Source organism: Pseudomonas sp. KCJK9058 (assembly GCF_046230975.1).
Taxonomy (GTDB): domain Bacteria; phylum Pseudomonadota; class Gammaproteobacteria; order Pseudomonadales; family Pseudomonadaceae; genus Aquipseudomonas; species Aquipseudomonas alloputida.
This window is the reverse complement of the sequence record NZ_JBJJLR010000022.1, coordinates 35,923-56,834: the sequence shown is the minus strand read 5'-3', so window position 1 is coordinate 56,834 and position 20,912 is coordinate 35,923. Positions and strand designations below refer to the sequence as shown.

Here is a 20,912-nt window from a genome sequence, read left to right as displayed (position 1 = left end):
TGATCATTCAGTTTTCGCGCCGAGTTCCGCCATGAAGCTGGCCCACCACACACGATCACATGTCGCCTGGGTGCTGTATTTCAGCATCCTGTTCGGCTCGTTGCTGTGCGCCATGGGCCATGGGCAAATGGCCGGGTTGCGCCTGGCTGGTATGGATGATGCCGCCTGGTGCACGGCCGACAGCAGCGGCATGGTCCAAGGTGAGCAAGACTTCAGCGATCCGACCCTGCCTGCCGGCGGTGACTGCGTGATCGCCAGCCTGTTCAGCGCCACACTGCTGGCCGTATTTTTCGGCCTGCTGACCCTGCTCGCCGGCGAGCCGGGCAGCCCCTTACCCAACCAACCTCCGCCACGCCTGCCCAAGCAGCGTTGGCCACTGGTCAATCCCCGCGCCTCTCCTGCTTCGCTTCTCGCGTTCTGACATCGCCACGTCCCCGTGCCGCCTGATCGGCAGCGGGCGTGTGCTCACCGATTTCAGCCAGGAAGCCTTGCATGTTCCGCATGACCACTTTGGCGCTGCTCGTTGGCAGCGCAACCTGTGCCTGGGCGCAGGATGACACCCTGACCCTGCCGGCCAGCAATGTCACGGCCACAGCCAATCAACCCAAGGAGGCAACCAGCCTTGACCTTGATCGCCCCATCGAAAGCGGCTCGCGGCTGAACCTGAGCGCCAGGGAGAACCCCGCTTCCGTCAGCGTTGCCGACCGCAAGACCATGGAGCGCATTGGCGCACGTAACTTCCAGGACGCCGCCAATGCACTGCCCGGGGTTAACGCCTCGGCTCCGCCCGGCTGGGGCGGATATGTGTCGTACCGAGGGTTCAACGGTGCCCAGATCAACCAGTTGTTCAATGGCATCAATTTGCAGTATGGCGGCGCGGCGCGCCCGGTGGGCGCCTGGATCTACGACCGCGTCGAATTGCTCGGCGGGCCCTCCTCCTTCCTCAACGGCAGCGGCGCTGTCGGTGGCAGCCTCAATTTCATCACCCGGCTGGCAAGCCGTGACGAAGACACCTTCGAAGGGCGCGTCAGTTATGCACGCTACGACACCATGGAAACGTCGGTCGCCTTCAACAAGGCGCTGAACACGGGCGACGGCCCGCGCCACTATGCCCGCCTCGACTACAGCCGCACCAGCACCAACGGCTATATCGATCGGCAGGAGAATGGGGCCGGCAACCTGGCCTTCTCGCTCCTTAGCGACATCAACGACCAGCTCTCGCACACGCTGGCCATCGAATACCTGGAAGAGCAAGAGGACAGCCCTTACTGGGGCACACCGGTATTGCAGCCACTGGTCGGTACCTTGCACATCGACAAGCACAACCGTTTCAACAACTACAACGTCGAAGACGGTCGCTACGAGCAGCGCACCCGGTGGCTGCGCTCGATCACCGACTACCGCTTCGACGACAACACCCAACTGCGTAACACCTTCTACCACTACAACGGCCAGCGCGATTACCGCAATCTCGAGGTGTATCGCTACAACGCCGACAACAGCGCCATCGCTCGCTCAGGCGGCTATCGCCAGCGGCACGACCAGGAGGTCAACGGCGACAAGCTCGAGCTGACCCACCAGGGCCAGTTATTCGGCCTGGCCAGCGACTGGGCGTTCGGCATGGACTACAGCACCAACCAGCAAACCAACTACCCGCTGTCCAAGGGGGCATTCGACACGGTTGACCCGAACGGCTTCGAACCCGGGCACTTCCTCGATATCCCCGGTATGGACGCGCCCATGACCAAGGGCAGAACCACCACCACCGACACCACCTCGGCCTTCGTCGAGAACCGTACCCGCCTGACCGATCAACTGTCGTTGATAACCGCGTTGCGCTACGACCATATCGACTTCGACGTGGTCGACCATGTGGCGCGAGCCAGGCTGGACCGACGCTGGGACGCCATCACCGGTCGCCTGGGGCTGGTCTATGACCTGACCTCCAACGTCAGCCTGTACACCCAATACAGCACCTCGGCCGAACCACCAGGCGGTACCCTGACCAGCGCCTCGATCAGCCAGGTCGGCGACTTCGACCTGAGCACCGGCCGTCAGGTCGAAGTAGGCAGCAAGTTCGACTTCCTCGACGGCCGCGGCTCGGCCACGGCAGCGGCGTATCGCATCGTGCGCAAGGATATCTCCGTGCCCTCCTCGACCGTGCCCAACACCACCGAGCAGGCGGGCCAGCAGACCTCCACCGGCATCGAGCTGGCAGCCTCGTTCAAGGTCACGCCCAAGCTGCTGGCGGCGGGCAACTTCAGTTGGGTAAATGCCGAATACGATGAATTCAACGAGACCATCGGCGGCGTGGTGTACTCGCGCAAGGGCAAGAACCCGGTGAACATCCCCGACCGCGTGGCCAACCTCTGGTTGACCTACGACCTGGCGCCCGGCTGGCAGGTCGGGGCCGATGCCCGCTATGTCTCATCGGTGTACGCCAACACCGCCAATACCGCATGGGTACCGTCGTACACCGTCTACGGGCTCTCCATGACCCACGACCTGGACAAGCACGTGCAAGTCAGCGCGCGGCTGCGCAACCTCACCGACGAGGTGTATGCCCGCTTCATCCACCAGACCAACACCCAGTACTACCTGGGTGAACCGCGCAGCCTGGAAGTCGCTGTGCAGTGGCGCTACTGATGAGCGTGAAGCGCCAGCTGTACCTGTGGCACCGCTGGCTGGGCATCGTCGTCTGCCTGTTCATGGCGCTGTGGTTCGTCTCCGGGGTTGTCATGCTGTACGTCGGCTACCCCAAGCTGACACCGGCCGAGCGCCTGGCCCACCTGCCGGCTTTGCCGGCGGGGTGCTGCGCCGAGTTGCCCGAGCATTGGGCGCAACAGCCGCTGAAGGCGCTGCGCCTGACCAGCCTGGGCGGGCGCGCGCACTACCTGCTGGAACTGGCCGACGGTCGCCGCGTCATCCTCGATGCCGCCAGCGGCGAACCTCTGGCTCGGGCCGACGCAGCCTGGGCCCTGGCCAATGCCCGGCAGTATGCCGGTGAGGCCGGGTTGGCTTACCTGGGCACCGTGGACGAGGACATGTGGACCCACTCCAGGGCATTGGATGGCGACCGCCCCTTGCATCACGTGCAGGTAGACGATACAGCCGGCACCTGGCTGTACCTGTCCAGCCGCACCGGCGAAGTGGTGCGTGACGCCACCGCCCAGGAGCGTGCCTGGAACTGGGTCGGTGCATGGCTGCATTGGCTCTATCCGCTGCGGGGCGGGTTCGGCTTCGACAACGGCTGGCGTACCCTGGTGATCGGCCTGTCCCTGGGCGCAACGGTCATGGCGCTCCTGGGCATGACCGTTGGCATACTGCGCCTGCGGCTGCGCAAGCGCTATCGCAGCGGCTCGTGCAGCCCCTACCCTGGCGGCTGGCTGCTCTGGCACCACATCGGCGGGCTACTGTTCGGCACGGTGCTGGTGCTGTGGGTATTCAGCGGACTCATGTCGATGCGCCCCTGGGGTGTGACCGACAGTCGTTCGCAGCTGGCCCCCCAGGCGCTACGTCAGGGGCCGCTAAGGGCGATGGACATCGGCCAGACGGTTGCCCAGGCCATGGCCAGCCTGGGCCGGGAGCCTGGGTTCAACCCTGTCGAAATCCAGTGGCAACGCCTGGGCGGCGACACCTTCCTGGTTGCCCGCAATGCCGCCGGCGATAGCCGGATTCTGGAAGCCGGCGCGCCGCCGGCGCGGGCATTGTCCGAACAACGCTTGCTGACAGCAGCCCGTGCGATGGCGGCAGGCGTCGTGGTACAGGCCAACTGGCAAGGGCACTATGACGCCTACTATTTCACCCGTGACGCCCAGAGCATGTACGGCTTCCAGAGCCGCCCACTGCCGGTACTGCGCCTGCGCTTCGACGACCCCGCCAGCACGTGGGTCTACCTCGACCCGGCCAGTGCAGAAGTGGTAGCCAGCCACGATGCCAGGCAACGCACCGGTCGCTGGCTGTTCAACCTGTTGCACAGCTGGGATCTGCAGCCACTGCTGCAAAGGCCGGTGTTACGCGAAGGCCTGATCATCGCCTTGAGCATCGGCGGCCTGGTGGTTTCACTCAGCGGCGCCGTACTAGGCTGGCGAAGACTACGCAGAATGACCACTCGAGTTCGCGGTTGAGCCTCCTTTCGTGTTTGGCAGCGGCCTGAGCGATTGCCGCTGATCACTGAAAAAACAAAAGCCGGGACGGTAATGCGCCCCGGCTTTTGTTTGACCCGATGAAAACCCTGCCAAGAGTAAAACACCGGATCAACTTCAACGTAGCACGGCACCTGCAAGCCGCCACCCTGCGACAGTTCGCCGCACCCTGCCAGCCAGACCGGTAGATGAAGCCCTGACACCGCACATGCGTCAGAACGTCGCACCTGACAGGGATAACCAGGCTCTTAGACTCTGCCTTCCAATAAAAAACCTGAGAGGTCGGTCATGAAGAAAACACTGGCAATGCTTGCTTGCCTGGCAACCGCCAGCCTGGCTCAAGCAGCCCAGGACCCGGAGGCGGTCTTCAACCGCGCTTGCCAGATGTGCCACAACGGGCAATTGCCAATGGCGCCGAAGAAAGGTGACCACGAGGCCTGGAAGCCACGGCTGGCCCAAGGCAACGATGTACTGGTGAAGCACGTCACCGAAGGCTTCAACGCCATGCCGCCGCGCGGCCTGTGCATGGACTGCACCGCCGACGATTACAAGGCGGTAATCGACTACATGTCCAAGTGATTCGTGCGCCAGGGACGCCTCCAGTAGGGTGCGCCTCTGGTAACCGCCTACAAAGAGTCAGCGCGGCGGTATCTTCCAAGCCAAAGGCACAGCAACGCCCCTAGCATCAGCACCGCGATCATGGCCTTCCAGACCAGGCCATAGCCTTGGGCTTGACGCAACAGCACACCGAACACAGGTGGCCCTAGAGCAAAGCCGGCGAAGAACCCGACTGACACCAGGCTGGCCGAAACGGCGGGTGGGCCAAACGTCCGGTCGCGCAGGACCATGCCCATGGCCACCGCATTGGTCGCCACCGCCGTGAGCCCCATGCCGATGCTGCCGATCCACAGCCATGCCCAGGACTGCAGGCCGGCCAGGCTTGTGCTAAAAACTGCCAGCGCCGCCAGCACGCACAGCACGCACAGCATCAAACTCTCGTCCTTCATACGCGCAGCCATCGGCGTTAGCAGCACCCGAGCCAGAATCCCCATCAGCCCGAACACCGCCACCAGTGTGCCAGCCAGCGCAACAGGCACACCTTGCGCCCGGGCATACACGCCCAAGTAGGTCACGAACGACGACAAGGCAATGGCCACGCAGCATTGCACCGCCATCAACAGTGCCAACCCAGGCGAAGGCCGCTGCAGGGCAATCGGCACGCTGGCCCCGCACGTCTGCAGCGCCGGCAGATGACGCAGAGCGATCATGCCCAACAGCAATGCCATCGGCGCAAACAGCACCAATGCCTGGCGCCAGCCCAGATGCTGGGCAAGCAGGGGCAGCAGCAACCCGGCACACAGCGCCGACACTTGCACCCCCGCCTGCTTGAAGCCGACGCTCGCGGCCCGTTCGGCGACCGGCAGGTGCTCGGCAATCAACAGGTTGGTCGCAGGATTGGCCATTGCCTGGGCAGCGCCACACACAGCCAGGGCAAGGACTAACCCGACGAAGCCCGGCAGCAGGCCGGCCAGGCCATAGGCGAGGGCACAAATGCCGAACAACAACCCCAGCGCCCGCCGTCCACCCAGGCGATCGACGAGGGCCCCGGCCCATAGCGACAACAGCGCGGCCAGGGCAAAGGCACTCATGGTCAGGTAACCCAGCCAGTGCTCAGGCACCTGTAAATCAGCGACCAGGTAGGGGCCCAGTGCGCCTATGGCGTAGAACACCAACATGGGCAGGGCCATGGCCGCGCCCAGCAGGCTGCGCAGCAGCATCGTCGATGGTTGCCGTGCCTGGGATATCGACAGGTCGTCAATCTGCATGGGAGCGGTCCCCATCGTTGCCCGTTGCGCCGGCCCAGCCTTCAGGTAACGAAGACGGCGCGGCGAAATTCAACCCTCCTGCGCATCGGTAAGCGTCGATCAACTGCCGCCCCAATGCACTGACCAAGGCATCGTCGGTGCCATCCATGAAGTGCGTGGCACGGGCATGCCGGTAAATCCCCGCCAGTGGCAAACCGTCGCCCAGCCCTTCGGCGCCATGGATCTGGATCGCCGAGTCCACATTGAGGCTCAGGGCGCGCGAAGCAGCCAACTTGGCAAGGTTGGACTCCACTTCATTGGCCTGGCCTTGGTCGAAGCGCGTCGCGGCATCGCGCAGCAGCGAGCGCGCAGCATGAATCGCCTGGTAGGCCTCGACCATGCGCAAGCGTACCAACTGCTTGTCCGCCAGCCGTGCCAGCGCACCGCGCGGCGACACGATGCGCGCGCCCATCAGGTCGAAGCAGCGTTGCGCCATGCCCAGCCAGTGTGCCGAACGCAACAGCCGCCCTAGGCCCAAACGCTCCTGGATCAGCGCCAAACCTCCACCCACTTCACCGAGTACCTGCCCCGGTCCCACGCGCACTCCGCTCAAGCGCACACCGGCTTGCCCCTGGTAGCGCCCCAGTACGGGCATTCTCCCGACGACATCCAGCCCAGGCGTTCCGGTCGGTACCACGAACAGCGTCAACCCCCGTTCCAGCGGTCCCTCACGGGTGCGCGCGACCACAGTGATGAACGCTGCCTGTTCGGCGCGGCAGATGAACCATTTTTCGCCATCCAGGCGCCAATGATCACCACACCACTGACCGCGTGTTGTAAGAGTGGCGGGTATCGAGCCGATGCTATTGGGCTCGGACATGCCGTAACTGGCCAGCGCTTCACCGGCCAGCACCGGCGCCAGCACTTCTTGGCGCAGTTGCTCGTTACCATGACGCAGCATGTAGCCGTCCAGCGCTGCCTCGGCACCGAATACTGCCGGCCCATGCTCCGAGCGCCCCTCCTGTTCGGCCAACGGCAGGTAATGGAGCAGGTCGCCGGGTTCAAGGCCATTGGCAAGGCCCCATAGCCCGGCTTCCCGTGCGGCCTGCTGCAATTGCGCCAGACAAGCGTGAGCCGCAGCATCGCCCGCCTCCAGACAAGCCTCACGGGGGATGAGCTGTTGATCCATGAAGCGACGGATCTGAATCGCCCTTTCCTGTAGCCGATCACTTTCACGCATGGACGAACCTCAACAGGCAATGTTCAAACGACGTTGCAGGAACGCCAGGTCGGCGGCCAGCGCCTTCTTGTCCACCTTTCCGGCAGGGCTTAGCGGTAACTCGTGGTGAAAGCGCAGGTATTCCGGCCATTTGTTCTTCTCCAGGCCCTGATCGCCCAGGTAGTCGGTCAGCTGCTTGAGGGCAAATCGCCGAGCCCCTGGGCGCAGGGTCAGGCAGATGCACACCCGTTGCCCGAGCTCAGCGTCTGCTACAGGTACACAGGCCGCGCTGACCACATCCGGGTGAGCAGTGACAATCCGTTCGATCTGCGCTGGGCTGATGTTGGCGCCACCGCGGATGATCACGTCCTTCTTGCGCCCCACCAGCACCAAATGGCCACTGGCATTGATCAGCCCCAGGTCACCGGTGCACACCCAGCCCTGGTCGTCGCGATAACGTTGGTCAAGCTCCGGCGCATTGACGTACTGCATCGGACTCAAGGGGCCTCGGGCCTTGATCTCGCCGACTTGCCCCGCGGGCAGTTCATCACCGCCCTCATCGACGATCTTGATCTCGCAGACGCTGGGGTTGGGCTGGCCGACACTGCTCAACACCACCTCAAACGGGTCGTCCGGCAAGTTGTGACAATTGACCCCGTCGGCCGACCCGTACAGGCTCACCAAGGCGCAACCGAAGGCTTCGACGCAGCGCCGGATACTCTGCCCATCGATCAGCGCACCGCCACTGACCAGCGCCACCAGGCTACGGCGATCGACCTCGGCCAACGCGGGATCGGCCGCGATGCGCTGCAGCATGGTCGGCACGGCGAATACATGGGTCGGACGCAATTGCTCGATGGCACGGATGGCATCGGCCGCTTCGAATCGATCCAGCACCGCCAGTGAACCACCGAGCCAGGCCAGGCACCCGGCGGTGGCCGTGGAGCCGAATGCCGAGCCCAGCGGCACCAGGTAGAGCCCACGCAACCCATCCCCTTGCGGGTGCAGCCGCTGCAGGAACCGGCCCCGCCCGCCGACCAGCGCATTGTGTGAATAGGCCACCAGTTTGGGCTCGGACTCAGTGCCCGAAGACACCAGCAGGCGTGCCGGGCTGTTCGGGCAAACCACAGGACGGTCGCTGGCTGCCAAGGGGGCCGAAGCCAGCAGACTGGCCAGGCTCGCCCAACCCTGGCGCTCGCCACCATCGACCACTAGGATGCGCAGGCTCAGCAGCGTCGGACGAAGCGACTCGATGACCGCGCACAGGTCGGTATCGCCTTGATGTGGTGCAACGACCACCGCCCGTGCGCAGCAACGCTTGAGCAGCGCTTCGATGTCCAGACGGCCACGCCCCGGCGGAAATGGCGCGACCACTGCACCCAGCACGGCGGCAGCCAGGTCGATCGCGCAACACTGCCAACCGTTACCGATCTGGTAGGCGATCACATCACCGGCGACCACCCCACGGTCTCGCAAGCCCTTTGCCAGGCGCAGGCTGTAGTCGTGCAACTGCCGGTAGTTGACCTGACTGTTCAGGGTCAGTACCGCCGGCTTGTCGGGCGTAACCTGGACGTGCTCCTCGAACAGCTCGAACAGCGGCTGGTCGGCATACCAGCCAGCTTCACGCCATGCTTGCCTGACAGCAGCGGGCACCAAATCGATCATGCCGGAATCGTTCATATAAACCTCCATGGGGAAAGCACGCGGGTGTAACTGCCTGGCTGCAGCCAGGGCGACAGACGTGGGTCCTGATGCAATTGGGCAAGGTCCTGCCAGACGATCGCGACGGGTACACCTGCTGCCAGCAACAGCGCGTGCCAGTGACTGGCAGGTTGGCATGGCAACTTTTGCTGTAGCGGCTCGAACATGGCACGCCACGCCGACTGCGCCGGAAGATCGAACAGGCGCCTGACTGCATCGAGGTCGCGGGGCACCGAGCAGTCGATCGCCAGGCGCGCATCCTGGCACTGGAACACCATGGCGCTGGCCTCACGCCGGGCCAATCGGGAACGGCAAAGCACATCGGCGGCGCCGAGCAACGAGCTGTCAACGCGGCCTGCAAGGCCGTGCAGGTGGCGGGCCAGCAAAGCCGCGACGATGCCCTGGGCGGCAAGCACGCCCCCGAACACGTCGAGCACTGTGAACAAGGAACCACCCGGGTTGCCTTCACCCTGGCCGATCAGTTGCGCCACGCCGGACCAGGCCTGCACCGTGAAGTCCGTCCCCGGCAGACCGGCAGGTACATTGGTCCCTCCCCAGCCCCCGGCGTAGGCATAAATCAGTGCGGGGTTGGTCTGGGCCAGGTCCGGCTGGTCGAGCCCGAGTTCCTCGGCCTTGCCTGGCGCCCAGTTGTGCAGGAACACGTCAGCCGCGGCGGCCCGCTGGCGCAGCAGGGCGCGTTCGTCTGCGGACTTGATGTCCAGTTCGACCACCGACTTCAAACCGTTCAAGGCGTCGAAACGCACCGAGCAACCTTGCGCCAGTGGGGCCATGCCACGCAGCGGATCACCGCCAGGCATTTCCAGGCGGGTCACCTCGGCCCCCAGAATGGCCAGCAGGTGCCCCGCGAGTGGCCCCTGGATCCGCCGGCACGATTCGATGACCTGCAGACCGCTCAACGGCAAGGCCTGACTGCATGGCCGCGAGGGCGGCACGACCGGTTGCAGTTCGAACGACCAAGGGCTGTCGCCCAATGCTGCCAGGGCGCCGCGCCGAGCCAGGTCGTGCACTTGTGTGATGGCCATGCCTGTGTTGGCGCAATGATGCTCGATCTGCGCGTAAGACAGACTGGCCAGCGCTTGGCACAGGGCTTCGGGCACTGGTGCGATGGCCCGTGCATAGCGCAGCAGGAACCCCTGCCAACCTTTGCCGCTATCGGCCCGGGACACACCTAATGCGTCCCAGAAAGCCAGCCATGGACCGGCATCCAGGGTTTCCAGTTCGAAGGACACGCCGTCGGCACTGATGAAGGGCGGCCGCAACTGCGCGGACGAACAGCCCGCCGGCAGTTGCTCGGCGCCCCCCTCGGCTGTCGCCCCGGCGAGGTACTGGCTGATACACAACAAGCCCGCCCCCGGCAGTGACAGGCTGCAGTCAGCCATTTCGCCACCGCGCAGGCGCCCCAGCACCGTAGCCATCAACCCAGTCAGCACCAGGCTGGCAGCGACGTTGCTGAGGTAATCCAGATCGATAGCCTGGGCTTGCCCACTGGCCCTCCCATGCACCGCCATCAATCCGCAAGCGGCTTGCAAGGTGAATTCGCTGATCCCCGTCGGGGCGCCATCGCCCCAGCCGGTGATGCGGCACTGAGCAGGGTGCAGGCCCTCACCCTCCAGGCGATAGACAAGCGCCTGGTCGTCGGCGGGCACCTCGCAAAGCAGCAGCCCCAAGGCCTGCGCTTGTAGCGCCACGGCACGCTGCAGCGGCATCTGCTCATCGGCAAACGGTCCGAGCAGACGGCAGCCACTCAGCACCGCAGCCTGGCTCATCTGGCACCTCCGGCCACCGCAGGCAGGATGATCAGCTCGTCGCGGTCAGCCACCACGGTATCGAGGTTGGCGAGAAAACGTATATCTTCGTCGTTGAGGTACAGGTTGACGAAGCGGTGCAGCCCTTGCTCGTCCATCAAGCGTGGGCGTATGCCCGGGTAGCGCCGTTCGAGGTCGTCGACCACCTCGCGCACCGTTTGCCCCAGGGCTTCGACGCGTTTGTGGTCCTGGGTGTAACTGCGTAACAGGGTCGGAACACTGACAAAAACCGGCATGGGTTACTCCTCGGCTTCAGAGCCGATCACGAGAAAATGAGATAGCGATCGCGATTCAGGCGGCGCGGCTGTCGCTGTCGATAATGCGCAAGCTCTCTTCGATGACCTGGCCCTGCGCGATGCGGAAGCTGCGCACCGGGTGCTCGCAGCCTGGCGCGGTGGAGACGATCAGGTAATGGGCATACGTTTCGCTGGCGAACTCGATATCGGTCCTGCTCGGGTACGCCTCGCTGGCAGTGTGCGAGTGGTAGATGACCACCGGCTCCTCCTGCTGAGCGTCCATCTCGCGCCAGACGCGCAGTTGCTCGCGTGGCTCGAACCGGAAGTAGGTTTGCGAGGCGGCTTGATTGGCCATGGGCACCCAGCGTGAAGGCTGGTCGGAGCCTTGTCTGCCGGCGATCACGCCGCAGGCTTCGAGGGGGTGTTGCTGCCGTGCATGCGTCAGCAGGGCGTCGAGCAAGGCTCTGGAAATGGTCAACATGATGGTTCGTCCTCTCAATAGCTCGGCAAGGCCGGCTCCACATCCTTGATCCAGGCCAGGATGCCGCCCTGCAGATTTTTCACGCGGCTGAAGCCCAACCCCTGCAACTCCAGCAGTACCGCCCGAGACCGGACGCCTGACTTGCAATGCAGCACCAGGGGCGTGTCACTGGCATAACGGTCCTGCAACTGCGCGGCCAATCCGGCGTGCCGGGGCATCAGTTGCGCCCCCTGGATGTGCGCAATGTCCCACTCAGTTGGCTCGCGGACGTCGATCAGCACCACGCTCGGGTCATCAAGCAGCAGCGCCTGCAGCGCAACAGCGCTGATCTGCGGCACCTCGACTGCGGCTGGCTGCACACCGCCGCAAAAGGTCTGGTAGTCATCCAGACGGGTAATCGGCCGGCGATCCGGGGCACGACGCAGACGGATCTGGCGGTAACTCATCTCCAGTGCGTCGTAGACCATGAGCCGGCCAAGCAGTGTTTCGCCGATACCAGTGATCAACTTGATGGCCTCGGTGGCCATGATCGAACCGACCGACGCGCAGAGAATCCCCAGTACCCCTCCCTCGGAGCACGACGGCGCAAGCTCCGGTGGCGGCGGCTCGGGATACAGGTCGCGGTAGTTCAGACCACCGCCACCCGGGGCCTGCTCCCAGAACACCGAGACCTGGCCTTCGAAGCGGAAGATCGAGCCCCAGACATAGGGCTTGCCGGCCAGCACGCAGGCGTCGTTGACCAGGTAGCGGGTGGCGAAGTTATCGGTGCCGTCGAGGATCAGGTCGTACTCGGCGAACAACGCCAAGGCGTTCTCCGGCTCCAGGCGCAGGTTGTGCCGGCGCACGTTGACCAACGGGTTGAGGTCGGCGATGGCCTGCGCGGCACTGTCGCTCTTGGCCTGGCCCAGCGTGGACTGGCGGTGGATCACCTGGCGTTGCAGGTTGGACGCTTCAACCACGTCGAAATCGACGATGCCGAGGGTGCCGACTCCGGCTGCCGCCAGGTACAGCAAGGTTGGCGAACCGAGCCCCCCGGCGCCGATGACCAGCACCTTGCTGCTCTTGAGCCGGCGCTGGCCGTCGAGCCCGACGTCGGGAATCAGCAGGTGGCGGCTGTAGCGGGAAATCTCTTCGCTGCTCAGTTGGGCGCAGGCGTCAACCAGTGCGGGAAGTTTCATCGTGAAGCTCCTTGGCTTAGGGCCTGCCCATTGTTCGCCAGCCCACGGGGCGCGCACACCCTCTGCCAGCACGCATTCGTATGGATTGCGCTTCGATGCATATGGATTACGTCGACACGGCGCCGCGCTTGCCGACCTCCTTGGGCGCAAAGCCGAAATAGCCGCTGAACGCGGTGCTGAAATTGCTGGGGTGGCTGTAGCCAACCTTGTAGGCCACCTGGGCGACCTGGCAGCCCTCCTGAAGCAGGATGTGGGCACGCTGCATGCGCAGTTCCAGCAGCATGCGATAGGGCGTGGTATCGAACAGCTCATGAAAGCCCTGCTTGAGCTTCGCCGCACTCAGGCCGACGCGGCGACACAAGAGCGGGACAGTCAGCGGCTGATCGAGCTCGTCGTGCAGCAGTTGCCGGGCCTGCTCCAGGCGCTTGACCAGTGCCCCTGGCAACAGCGGCCTGGCCTCGGGCGGTTGCACAGTCAGCTGGCGCAGAGGTTGGCTCAACAGGTTCAGCACATGCAGATGGATGTCCAATGGCCCGTATTGCCCCTGGGCCAATCGCGTGGTCAGGGCCTGGACATGACTGCACGCATCACGGCTGGTGGAGCACTGCAACAATGGCGCCTCGCCCTGGCAATGCAGCAGCCGCCAAGCCTGCTGTTCGCCCATGTAGCGGCGCAAGGTGCGTTCACCCACGATCAGCTGCAGGCCACCGGCACCGGGACTGGTTTGAAGGCGCCTGGCCTGCGCTGCGTCGCGCAGCAACTGAGCAATGCTCTGGCCAGCCTCAAAGGGCCAGCAGCGACCTTTGCTGTCGACAAAGCGCAGAACGCCCTGCTCCAGGAAAGTCAGGCACAGCAGCGGCCCCCTGAGACAATCGCAGGCATGTCGCAGCGCAGCCCCCTGATTGCCGGCGTCGAAGCGCATCAGCAGCAGGTCGTCCTCGATGACCAGGTGTTGCGGCGCGCTGGCTGGAACGGCACGCAAACGCTGCAACGGCTCATGCGGGGTAACGCGGCGCAGCACGACACTAGCGTGCGCCACGCGTTTCATTCGCCACTTGCAAAGTATCGTCCATCGCCGGCACTCCTCCATGAAGCGGCGCACGACCATGACGGCCCGCCGCCCGCTTCGCTGGCTCAAGGCTTGCTGTGTGGTCCCGCAAGCCACCTATTCGGCCCTATGCCTTTTGTCATGGGCCTGAGACGCGCGCACGGCCACGGGCACGTGCGCGCAGCGAGGTTCAGCAGGGAGAGGCGCGAGGGTTGGAGGACGGCCAGCAATAGCGGGGCGGCGCATGCCCATGGGGAACACGAGCGAAACGTCGCCGGTCGATGTTCGACAAGAGCCAGGCCAGGGCGACGAGGAACACCAGGTGCACGAAGCCTGCCGCGCACAACGGGCAAGTGAACGGCGTGGCCAGCCCGCTGTCGGGCAACACCGAAAGGTCCTTGGCGGCCAACGCCGAGGTGTCGGTGCGGACCGAGCAGAACTGTCCGCCGATGCCGTTCAACGCCAGCCCAAGCATCTGCCCATGGCCCAAGCCACAGGAGAACACATTGAACAGCGCAATGAAGTACAGGGCCCAGGCGATGAAGGCGCGTCGTGTCGGGTGGCGACTCATGAACCGGATCCGTGGCGTGAAAGGTGAGCAGATACCAACGGCGATTTTCGCCTGGCAATCCGTACAAGGCTTTCTAGACTCTACTGCGACAATCCGCCACACCACCTGCCAAGCCATGGCGAATTGGCATTAGCCTCATCAAGGTGCGGCAGGCTGTCGCACCCTGCATAGACAGGAAGCATTGCTAGACTCGCGCATCGCCCCATTTCAGCCGCCGCAGCCATCGAGCAAGGGATATGCACCGATCAGCAGGACGTCGCCATACCCTCGCCTGGATCCTCTACGCCAGCGTGCTGTTTGCCGTGCTGCACTGCGGGCTAGGCCACGGCCAGGCCAGCGGCCTGACGCTCAACGGCGCCGGTGGCGCCGTCTGCGGCCACGCCGGGGCCGCGCCCAGTCCGCTCGGCTTCGAGCAGTGGCTGGGTGACACCTCGGCCGCAGGCACTACGCTGGATTGCCCCTTGTGCAGCCACTCCGGCCTGGCGTTCATGCCCCTACTGCCCGACGCTCCGATCGCCCGGGCAACACCTGACATTTCCCTGCCCGCCTCCCCCGCAGCCTGGCCTCGTCGCCTCTGGCCTGCAGCCAACCCCCGCGCCTCGCCCGCCCTGACCTGACCTGCCCTCCCAGGCCACAACGCGCCCATTGCTCAAATGCAACGGGGGATGCCGCCATGCGCGCGTCGTCGGCCCGCCTCGACTTTTCGCAACAGGAATACACAGAGCATGAAAAACAAGACGCTTTGCTGCGCAGCCGCACTCGCCCTTTCCAGTGGTACCGCACTGGCCCAGACCGACAGCGTGGAGCTGCCCGAAACCACGGTGGTCGGCACTTCGGTCATCGACCAGAACACGGTCGACAGCTTCGGCAGCCTCACCACCGTGGTCGGCCAGGAGCAGATCCGCGACCTCAACGCGCTCGACCTGTCCTCCGCGCTGCGTCGTACACCCGGCGTGGTGGTGTCGCGCTTCAACCCGGTCGGCTCGTTCGGCGGTGCCGAAGGCGGCGCGGTGTACATCCGCGGCATGGGTGCCAGCCGCCCGGGCAGCGAGATCAAAACCTACATCGATGGCGTTCCCTTCTATATGGGCGTCTGGGGCCACCCGCTGCTGGACCTGCTGCCGATCAACGCGATGCAGAGCATCAGCGTGTACAAAGGCCCGCAGCCGCAGAAGTTCGGCAACACCTTCGCGGCCATCGACCTGACGCCCAAGGTTGCCGAGCAGGGCGACAACCACCATGGGGAGCTGCAACTCACCGGCGGCAGCTTCCGCACGGCCACCGAACAAGCCAGCCTGATTGGCCGCGAAGGCGATTTCGACTACCTGCTGGCCCAGGGGGCAGCCCACTCGGACGGTGACCGCAGTGACGGTGATGGCCGGCTGAACAATGGCATGGCGCGCTTGGGTTATCGGCTGAACGAGAACTGGAGCACTGGCTTGTTGGTGCTGCACGCCAACAACCAGGTCTCCGACCCCGGGCAGAAAGGCCTGCCGGAAACCAAAAATGGCGAGTTCAATACCCGCGGCACGCTCGCTTCGCTGTCATTGGCCCACAATCACGAATGGGGCGATGGCAGCCTCAAGGTCTACCACAACGAAGGCCGAGGTTCGGCCCTTGACCAGACCGGCCTGGACGGCGACACCATCAGTGATTTCACCCTGCAGGGCATTCGCTGGGAAGAGCAATTGCGCCCCTGGCAAGGCGGCGAAGTGGCCTTGGGCCTGGACATCGACGAGAGCAAGGGCGAAGTCCACTTCAAACGCATCGCCCCGGCGCCACAAGCGAAGTTCGACGCGCCCACCCTGCGCGTGACATCGCCGCACGTCGCCGTCAGCCATGCCTTTGCCCTCAACGACACCTGGACCCTGACCCCGTCGGCCGGCGTACGCACGTATGAGCACAACGTGTTCGACAACGCCACCGCCCCGCACGCAGGCCTGCTGCTGTCCTCGAACAATGTCGAGTTCCGTGCCAACGCCTCGCGCGGCATCAACTACCCCGGCCTGGAAGCTTCGGTGATGTCGAGCCTGATTCCGGCGCTCGGCGAAACCTGGAAAGACCTCAAGCCCGAGAAAGTCGACCACCAGGAACTGGGCGTGCGCTTCAACCCGATCGACAGCGCCACCCTCGACCTGGCGGTGTTCAAGGACAAGCTGCAGGACCGCTACCTGTTTGCCTTCCCACCGTCGGTGTCGCGCCCGTCGTATATCAACCTGGGTGATTACAACATCAAGGGCGCCGAAGCCACCTGGCAGCAACGCTGGACCAGCAACTGGAGCAGCTTCGTCGGGTTCACCTGGCTCGACCCTTCGCTCAAGACCCTGCCCTACGCACCGCAGAAATCGCTGTCGCTGGGCACCACCTACGAAACCGGGCCGTGGCGCCTGTCGGCTGATGCGCAGTACCAGAAAGACATGTACGTGCTGGCCGAGGAACGCACCGCCGGCGCCAGCAACTTCTCCAAGGTCGACAGCTTCACCGTGGTCAACATGCGCGTAGGTTATGCCGTACCCGCACTGGGCAAGGTCGGCGAAGTGTTCGTCGCCGTGGAAAACCTGTTCGACCGTGACTACGCCTACCGCACCAACTACCCGATGCCCGGCACTTCGGCGCAACTGGGTGTGAAGATGGGCTTCTGAGCCCTCCCCTGACGCTGCCGGCCTGCACCGGCAGCCCTTTCAAGGAATACGCGCATGAAAGCACCGATTCTCGCCCTGCTGCTAGCCTGCAGCCCACTGCTGGCCGTGGCCGATACCGCCAGCGAGCAGCAGAGCATTCAGCAACTGATGCGACACAACTTCGAACGCCCGGATGCGCCGCTGGACGTTGGCCCAGTTACCGTCCAGGGCGACCATGGGGTAGCCGGCTGGTTGCAAGACCAGCGCGGCGGCCGCGCCTTGTTGCGTAAAGGGCCTCACGGCTGGCGCGTGGTGTTGTGCGCAGGCGATTCGCTGCTCGACCCGGCGACCCTGCGCAGCGCCGGGCTCAGTGACCAGGACTCAGCCCAACTGAGCCAGGCAGTGCGCCAGGCCGAGAGTGCTCAGCCAGCCGAGCGCGTCAAGCAGTTCGCGTTGTTCCAGGGCGTGGTCAAGGTCGACAAGGACGCTGCCCACGGCAATCACTGATGAACAAGCCGGGGGCTTTCACGCCCCCGTCATGTTGTGTCACCTTGACGCCTTCCTGGCACAAATGCTCCAGGCAATGGCTGACTCGCCCCCCTTCAAGCAATCGGCACAGGCGGCGTGGTTCACGCAATGCGGTGATCGCCATGGATCGAGGAAGGCGCATGCCTTTGCTGGCGTTTCTCAACTCGCTTTGAGGGCACGATCAGCAGCTGCGAGCCTTTGAGGCTGACACCCAGGGTGTAAGCCAGCAACATGGGGAGTAGCACACTGGCAAGAATCAGCAAGGTCCCCAAGGTTCTTTCGTCACTGGCCGCGCTCCATAGCGTCATGCTGGCAGACACTTGCACGCTGGAAGGCAAGATGAAAGGGAATAGAGCGAACCCTACGCTGCACAGCGTCGCACCCACCGTCAGGCCACTGCCCAGTAGCGCCAGGCCAGACCGGGCATTGGCGCAAGCGAACAGACTCATGACGGTGCCAGCCAAGGCAAGCACAGGTGCCAGGCCGGCTGCAGGCCAGGCCTGAAAATTGTCCAGCCAGCCAGGGTTGTCTGCCAGCACCACCCAAACGCCAAGCCCGCACAAAGTAGCGTGACGTTCCACCGCCCAAACACTGTAGCCGCGCGCATTCGCTGCCAGCCATATAGCAGCGACTATGAAACTGGCCAGGAACATCACACCCGCAGCGCCTGCGACCCGGCTTGCTGACTGATACAAGGAGCGGCCGCCGCGCTGCACCACCCAGGTAGCGCCAAACTGGCAGACCATCGTCAGGCTCACGACACCTGCAAGCAAGGCGAACGGACTGAACAGGCCACCCACTGTCCCGTGGAACTGCATACCCGCCTGGCCACAGCGACTGAATGGCAACCCAAGGAGCAGGTTGCCCAGCATGCCCCCCAGCAGGGCTGCCGGCAGCAAGCCGATCGCCAGCACGCGCCAGGCTCGTGGTCTGGCGGCTTGCCACGCAGATCGGCGCAACAGTACCAGCAGGCCCACAAGGCCCGTCACCAGGCAGGCCAGGCCACCGAGCGCGGGCCAGACCAGCGCAAGTGTGCCACCCAGGGCCAGCAACCACAGCAGGTTGATATGCGCAGGCGCCGCCGGTGCTTGCTGCAGCGGTTCTCCACTTCGACCCGATAGCCACGGCACCAGCACCCGAGCGCCCACATCCAGACTTTCGCCCAGCATAAAACCGATCAGCATTAGGCCAATCAATAGCCACCAGACGATCTTCAGCAGTTCATGGTCCATGACGGCTCTCTCAGCTCGAAGGAAAGCGGCGCATCCGATGGAAGGGCCGCTTTGGGTCGCCTGCCGTGCAGCATGGATGGGACAAGGCGATACAGGCAATGACCATGCTAGGCGCTGCCTGTTGTTCCCCCAACTGCGACAGCCCGTCGCATGTCGCGGGATGCGGTGACAGCACGGGCGTCCAGCAGTGGCTCAGGGCCAACTGCGGCAGCCTGTCGCACCAAAATGTACCGGCATGACCCTGCCACCAACCTATACAGCAACGACTATGCTTTTTGACCAGACGGCCTCCGTAAACAAGACTGCCACCGCCAATCAACAAGGAGTTCCAAATGAAACCCTTCGCGCTCAAAGGCTTGCGCAAAACCAATGGCTTGCTGTTCGGTTTGTTGTTGACCAGCTTCGCCAGCACCGCCCTGGCACAGGTCGAAGTCAAGGTGGAAGACCCTTGGGTCAGGGCCACCGTGCCCAGCCAGCCCGCCACAGGGGCCTTCATGCGCCTTACCGCCAGCGAGGACGTCAAGCTCGTTCGGGTCAGTTCACCCGTGGCCGCCAAGACGGAACTGCACGAGATGACCATGAAGGACGGCGTAATGACCATGAAGCCATTGCCGAGCCTGCAATTGCCAGCGAACCAGCCGGTAACGCTCGACACCCACGGTTACCACATCATGCTGATCAACCCCAAAGAGCAGATCAAGGAAGGCGCCACGGTGTCGCTGACCCTGACCGTGGTCGATGACGCGGGTAACGAAACCTCGGTCAAGGTCGATGCACCGGTGCGCCCGCTAGCCAGCGGCGAAGACGACTTGCCGGACTAACAAGCGCCCAGTTGGAGTGCTGCGCCCGCTCGCGTGTTGGCTTGCCCGTTTGCGGGCAAGTCCAGTGTGTGGCGCTGTATCTCGTTCTCTGCGCTATCCACCAGTTCGAGGATCAAACGGCAGCGCTTCAGGTAACGGCTGCCGGCGTCGGTCAGGGCAATGCGGCGGGTCGTGCGGTTCAGCAAGCGAATATGCAGGTGCGCCTCCAGGTTGGAGAGCATCCGGGAAACGCTGGCAGTGGTCGTGTCGAGGCGTTCGGCCGCAGCGGTCAGGCTGCCGGCCTGAACCACGCAACTGAACGCGCGCATGGCTTGGAGTACGTCCATCGTCGGTCTCTCACTAAGCATTCAATGAATAGAAAAACGGGCGGCGCACGGCCGCCTCTGTGCCGACCTGGCTTAGCCAGGCACCGGCAACCAGCGCCGGAAGCTGCTCTCGCCTTTAGCGCTAAGCGGGCTCCAGGAAAATTCCCAAGGGGGTGACGGCAAGTCTTCGTCCGCCTGGGAGGCTGGCAGCGCCGGGCGTACGCCGGTTTTCCACTCCACCACCCGCTCGCCCATCGGTTGCCAGGCCAGCACCAAGCCACGGGCCTGAGACACATCAGTCGCCACCCATAGGGCGGCCGCGGCCACCATGAAGGCCTCGATGTGCTCCTCAGTGACACGCGCCTGGTAGGGAGAGCTCAGCAACCAGCGGCAAACGCTGATGTAGTACGTCCAATCCAGCGCCGGATGGTGTCGGTAGGCCCAAGTCATGAAGCGTCGGAACAACTCAAGCCCCTCTGGCGGGTCGAGCTTCAGCAAGCCTGGGCAAACATCGAATAGCGTGTGCCAGTATGGCAGCAGGCGCGCATCGAGGTTGACGAAGCTGCGGGCATTGCAGGGGTAATCGGGAAACGGCAACAGGAAGTCGCCAGTGCGCGACGGGCGAACGGAGGGTTCCAGCAACGCTGAAGCGTTCAGGGTACGAGACATCGTGTGCTCCTGGGTACGGCTAGCCATCGGCAGGCCGACGCCCCGCTTTTAGCGGGTGCGGCCTGGGTCCTTGCAGGTCAGGCGATCGCTTTCGGGGAGGCACGGGGGTTGATCGACGGCCAGCAGTGCCGGGGCGAATGCACCAGAACAGCGGGTTGCTGGTCGACAGGCAGCACAGGCAGGGCAAAGCCGGCCAGAATCAAAGAGGCAGGCAGTGGTGCAGGGCCGCCTTGGGCGCAGCAGCAATGCCCGGGGGCGGACGTCTTCGGGCTAAGGTTGCCGTCCTTGTCCAGCATGGCCGGCTGTACGCCGCCCGACGAGCAATAGCTGCCCGCCAGCAACTGCGCCAGGCTCAGGTCGCCCAGGGTACTGGCCATGGGCAATGCCAGTACCTTGAGCAGCATGGCAAGCAGCGCGGCGACCCAGAGGTTATCCCAGGTGCGTGCGCGCAGGCCGCAATGGCGCATGTTCACGCCTCGCCAGGTAGCGCGGGCGTGGAGATTCGACAGGTCATGAGGGCTTCTCT

20 protein-coding genes and 1 pseudogene are annotated in these 20,912 nt (G+C 64.3%); 8 read left to right on the top strand and 13 right to left on the bottom strand.

From position 1 onward, the window contains the following. The first annotated feature begins 31 nt into the window (after positions 1-31). The 4 genes from ACK59Z_RS13945 to ACK59Z_RS13930 all read left to right on the top strand — a co-directional run bounded on the left by ACK59Z_RS13945 (position 32) and on the right by ACK59Z_RS13930 (position 4,724). Positions 32-421 carry a DUF2946 family protein gene (locus ACK59Z_RS13945; RefSeq protein ID WP_104961608.1) on the top strand — a complete coding sequence of 130 codons (390 nt, stop codon included), beginning with the start codon at positions 32-34 and terminating at the stop codon, positions 419-421. Positions 422-492: 71 nt separating this feature from the next. After that, on the top strand, positions 493-2,646 hold the full coding sequence (locus ACK59Z_RS13940; protein ID WP_409293248.1) for a TonB-dependent receptor: 2,154 nt from the start codon (positions 493-495) through the stop codon (positions 2,644-2,646). A gap of 5 nt (positions 2,647-2,651) precedes the next feature. After that, positions 2,652-4,127: a PepSY domain-containing protein gene (locus ACK59Z_RS13935; protein WP_258229821.1), complete on the top strand. Its 1,476-nt coding sequence runs from the start codon at positions 2,652-2,654 to the stop codon at positions 4,125-4,127. A gap of 306 nt (positions 4,128-4,433) precedes the next feature. Then, positions 4,434-4,724: a cytochrome c5 family protein gene (locus ACK59Z_RS13930; protein ID WP_010954210.1), complete on the top strand. Its 291-nt coding sequence runs from the start codon at positions 4,434-4,436 to the stop codon at positions 4,722-4,724. Positions 4,725-4,771: 47 nt separating this feature from the next. Here the strand turns inward: ACK59Z_RS13930 and ACK59Z_RS13925 are convergent, their stop codons facing one another. The 9 genes from ACK59Z_RS13925 to ACK59Z_RS13885 form a co-directional block, all read right to left on the bottom strand. Then, the gene (locus ACK59Z_RS13925; protein ID WP_108190769.1) at positions 4,772-5,971 is read right to left on the bottom strand and encodes a CynX/NimT family MFS transporter; all 1,200 of its coding nucleotides are present in this window, start codon (positions 5,969-5,971) and stop codon (positions 4,772-4,774) included. Next, positions 5,961-7,190, bottom strand: coding sequence for an acyl-CoA dehydrogenase family protein (locus tag ACK59Z_RS13920; protein WP_409293246.1), 1,230 nt, complete (start codon positions 7,188-7,190; stop codon positions 5,961-5,963). Before ACK59Z_RS13920 ends, ACK59Z_RS13925 begins: the two co-directional genes overlap by 11 nt. A gap of 9 nt (positions 7,191-7,199) precedes the next feature. Continuing rightward, entirely contained in the window at positions 7,200-8,849 is a 1,650-nt protein-coding gene (locus ACK59Z_RS13915) for a class I adenylate-forming enzyme family protein (protein WP_070096048.1), read from the bottom strand. Then, complete coding sequence (locus ACK59Z_RS13910; protein ID WP_108190767.1) at positions 8,846-10,657, bottom strand: CoA transferase; 1,812 nt, start codon at positions 10,655-10,657, stop codon at positions 8,846-8,848. The genes ACK59Z_RS13915 and ACK59Z_RS13910 overlap by 4 nt, the downstream gene beginning before the upstream one ends. Next, complete coding sequence (locus ACK59Z_RS13905; RefSeq protein WP_070096046.1) at positions 10,654-10,932, bottom strand: MoaD/ThiS family protein; 279 nt, start codon at positions 10,930-10,932, stop codon at positions 10,654-10,656. Before ACK59Z_RS13905 ends, ACK59Z_RS13910 begins: the two co-directional genes overlap by 4 nt. Before the next feature lie 55 nt (positions 10,933-10,987). Continuing rightward, on the bottom strand, positions 10,988-11,413 hold the full coding sequence (locus tag ACK59Z_RS13900) for a Mov34/MPN/PAD-1 family protein (protein WP_020191482.1): 426 nt from the start codon (positions 11,411-11,413) through the stop codon (positions 10,988-10,990). A 14-nt stretch (positions 11,414-11,427) separates the two neighbouring features. Continuing rightward, positions 11,428-12,591, bottom strand: coding sequence for a molybdopterin-synthase adenylyltransferase MoeB (gene moeB / locus ACK59Z_RS13895; protein WP_070096044.1), 1,164 nt, complete (start codon positions 12,589-12,591; stop codon positions 11,428-11,430). Between the two features lie 106 nt (positions 12,592-12,697). Then, positions 12,698-13,639, bottom strand: a complete 942-nt coding sequence (locus ACK59Z_RS13890; RefSeq protein ID WP_108190765.1) for a helix-turn-helix transcriptional regulator — start codon at positions 13,637-13,639, stop codon at positions 12,698-12,700. A gap of 190 nt (positions 13,640-13,829) precedes the next feature. Then, a complete protein-coding gene (locus ACK59Z_RS13885; RefSeq protein ID WP_070096042.1) occupies positions 13,830-14,210 on the bottom strand; it encodes a DUF2946 domain-containing protein in 381 nt (126 codons plus the stop codon). Between the two features lie 236 nt (positions 14,211-14,446). On the opposite strand from ACK59Z_RS13885, the gene ACK59Z_RS13880 reads away from it, so the two are divergent. From ACK59Z_RS13880 to ACK59Z_RS13870, 3 genes are all read left to right on the top strand, one after another. After that, positions 14,447-14,827 (top strand): DUF2946 family protein, encoded by a 381-nt coding sequence (locus ACK59Z_RS13880; RefSeq protein ID WP_409293241.1) that lies wholly within the window; start codon positions 14,447-14,449, stop codon positions 14,825-14,827. A gap of 108 nt (positions 14,828-14,935) precedes the next feature. Beyond that, a complete protein-coding gene (locus ACK59Z_RS13875; protein ID WP_083285048.1) occupies positions 14,936-16,852 on the top strand; it encodes a TonB-dependent receptor in 1,917 nt (638 codons plus the stop codon). A 54-nt stretch (positions 16,853-16,906) separates the two neighbouring features. Further along, positions 16,907-17,338: a copper uptake system-associated protein gene (locus tag ACK59Z_RS13870; RefSeq protein ID WP_409293239.1), complete on the top strand. Its 432-nt coding sequence runs from the start codon at positions 16,907-16,909 to the stop codon at positions 17,336-17,338. Between the two features lie 122 nt (positions 17,339-17,460). On the opposite strand, the gene cydB is transcribed toward ACK59Z_RS13870, so the two are convergent. After that, the gene (cydB, locus tag ACK59Z_RS13865; protein WP_409293237.1) at positions 17,461-18,591 is read right to left on the bottom strand and encodes a cytochrome d ubiquinol oxidase subunit II; all 1,131 of its coding nucleotides are present in this window, start codon (positions 18,589-18,591) and stop codon (positions 17,461-17,463) included. A gap of 332 nt (positions 18,592-18,923) precedes the next feature. On the opposite strand from cydB, the gene ACK59Z_RS13860 reads away from it, so the two are divergent. Further along, entirely contained in the window at positions 18,924-19,412 is a 489-nt protein-coding gene (locus tag ACK59Z_RS13860; RefSeq protein ID WP_083285046.1) for a copper chaperone PCu(A)C, read from the top strand. A gap of 80 nt (positions 19,413-19,492) precedes the next feature. Here the strand turns inward: ACK59Z_RS13860 and ACK59Z_RS13855 are convergent. The 3 genes and pseudogenes from ACK59Z_RS13855 to ACK59Z_RS13845 form a co-directional block, all read right to left on the bottom strand. Continuing rightward, a pseudogene (locus ACK59Z_RS13855) lies at positions 19,493-19,738 on the bottom strand (LysR family transcriptional regulator); the annotation flags it as partial. A gap of 72 nt (positions 19,739-19,810) precedes the next feature. Further along, positions 19,811-20,386 carry a putative natural product biosynthesis protein gene (locus ACK59Z_RS13850; protein ID WP_083285045.1) on the bottom strand — a complete coding sequence of 192 codons (576 nt, stop codon included), beginning with the start codon at positions 20,384-20,386 and terminating at the stop codon, positions 19,811-19,813. A 77-nt stretch (positions 20,387-20,463) separates the two neighbouring features. Further along, positions 20,464-20,853: a DUF2946 family protein gene (locus tag ACK59Z_RS13845; protein WP_020193612.1), complete on the bottom strand. Its 390-nt coding sequence runs from the start codon at positions 20,851-20,853 to the stop codon at positions 20,464-20,466. Positions 20,854-20,912: the final 59 nt, after the last annotated feature.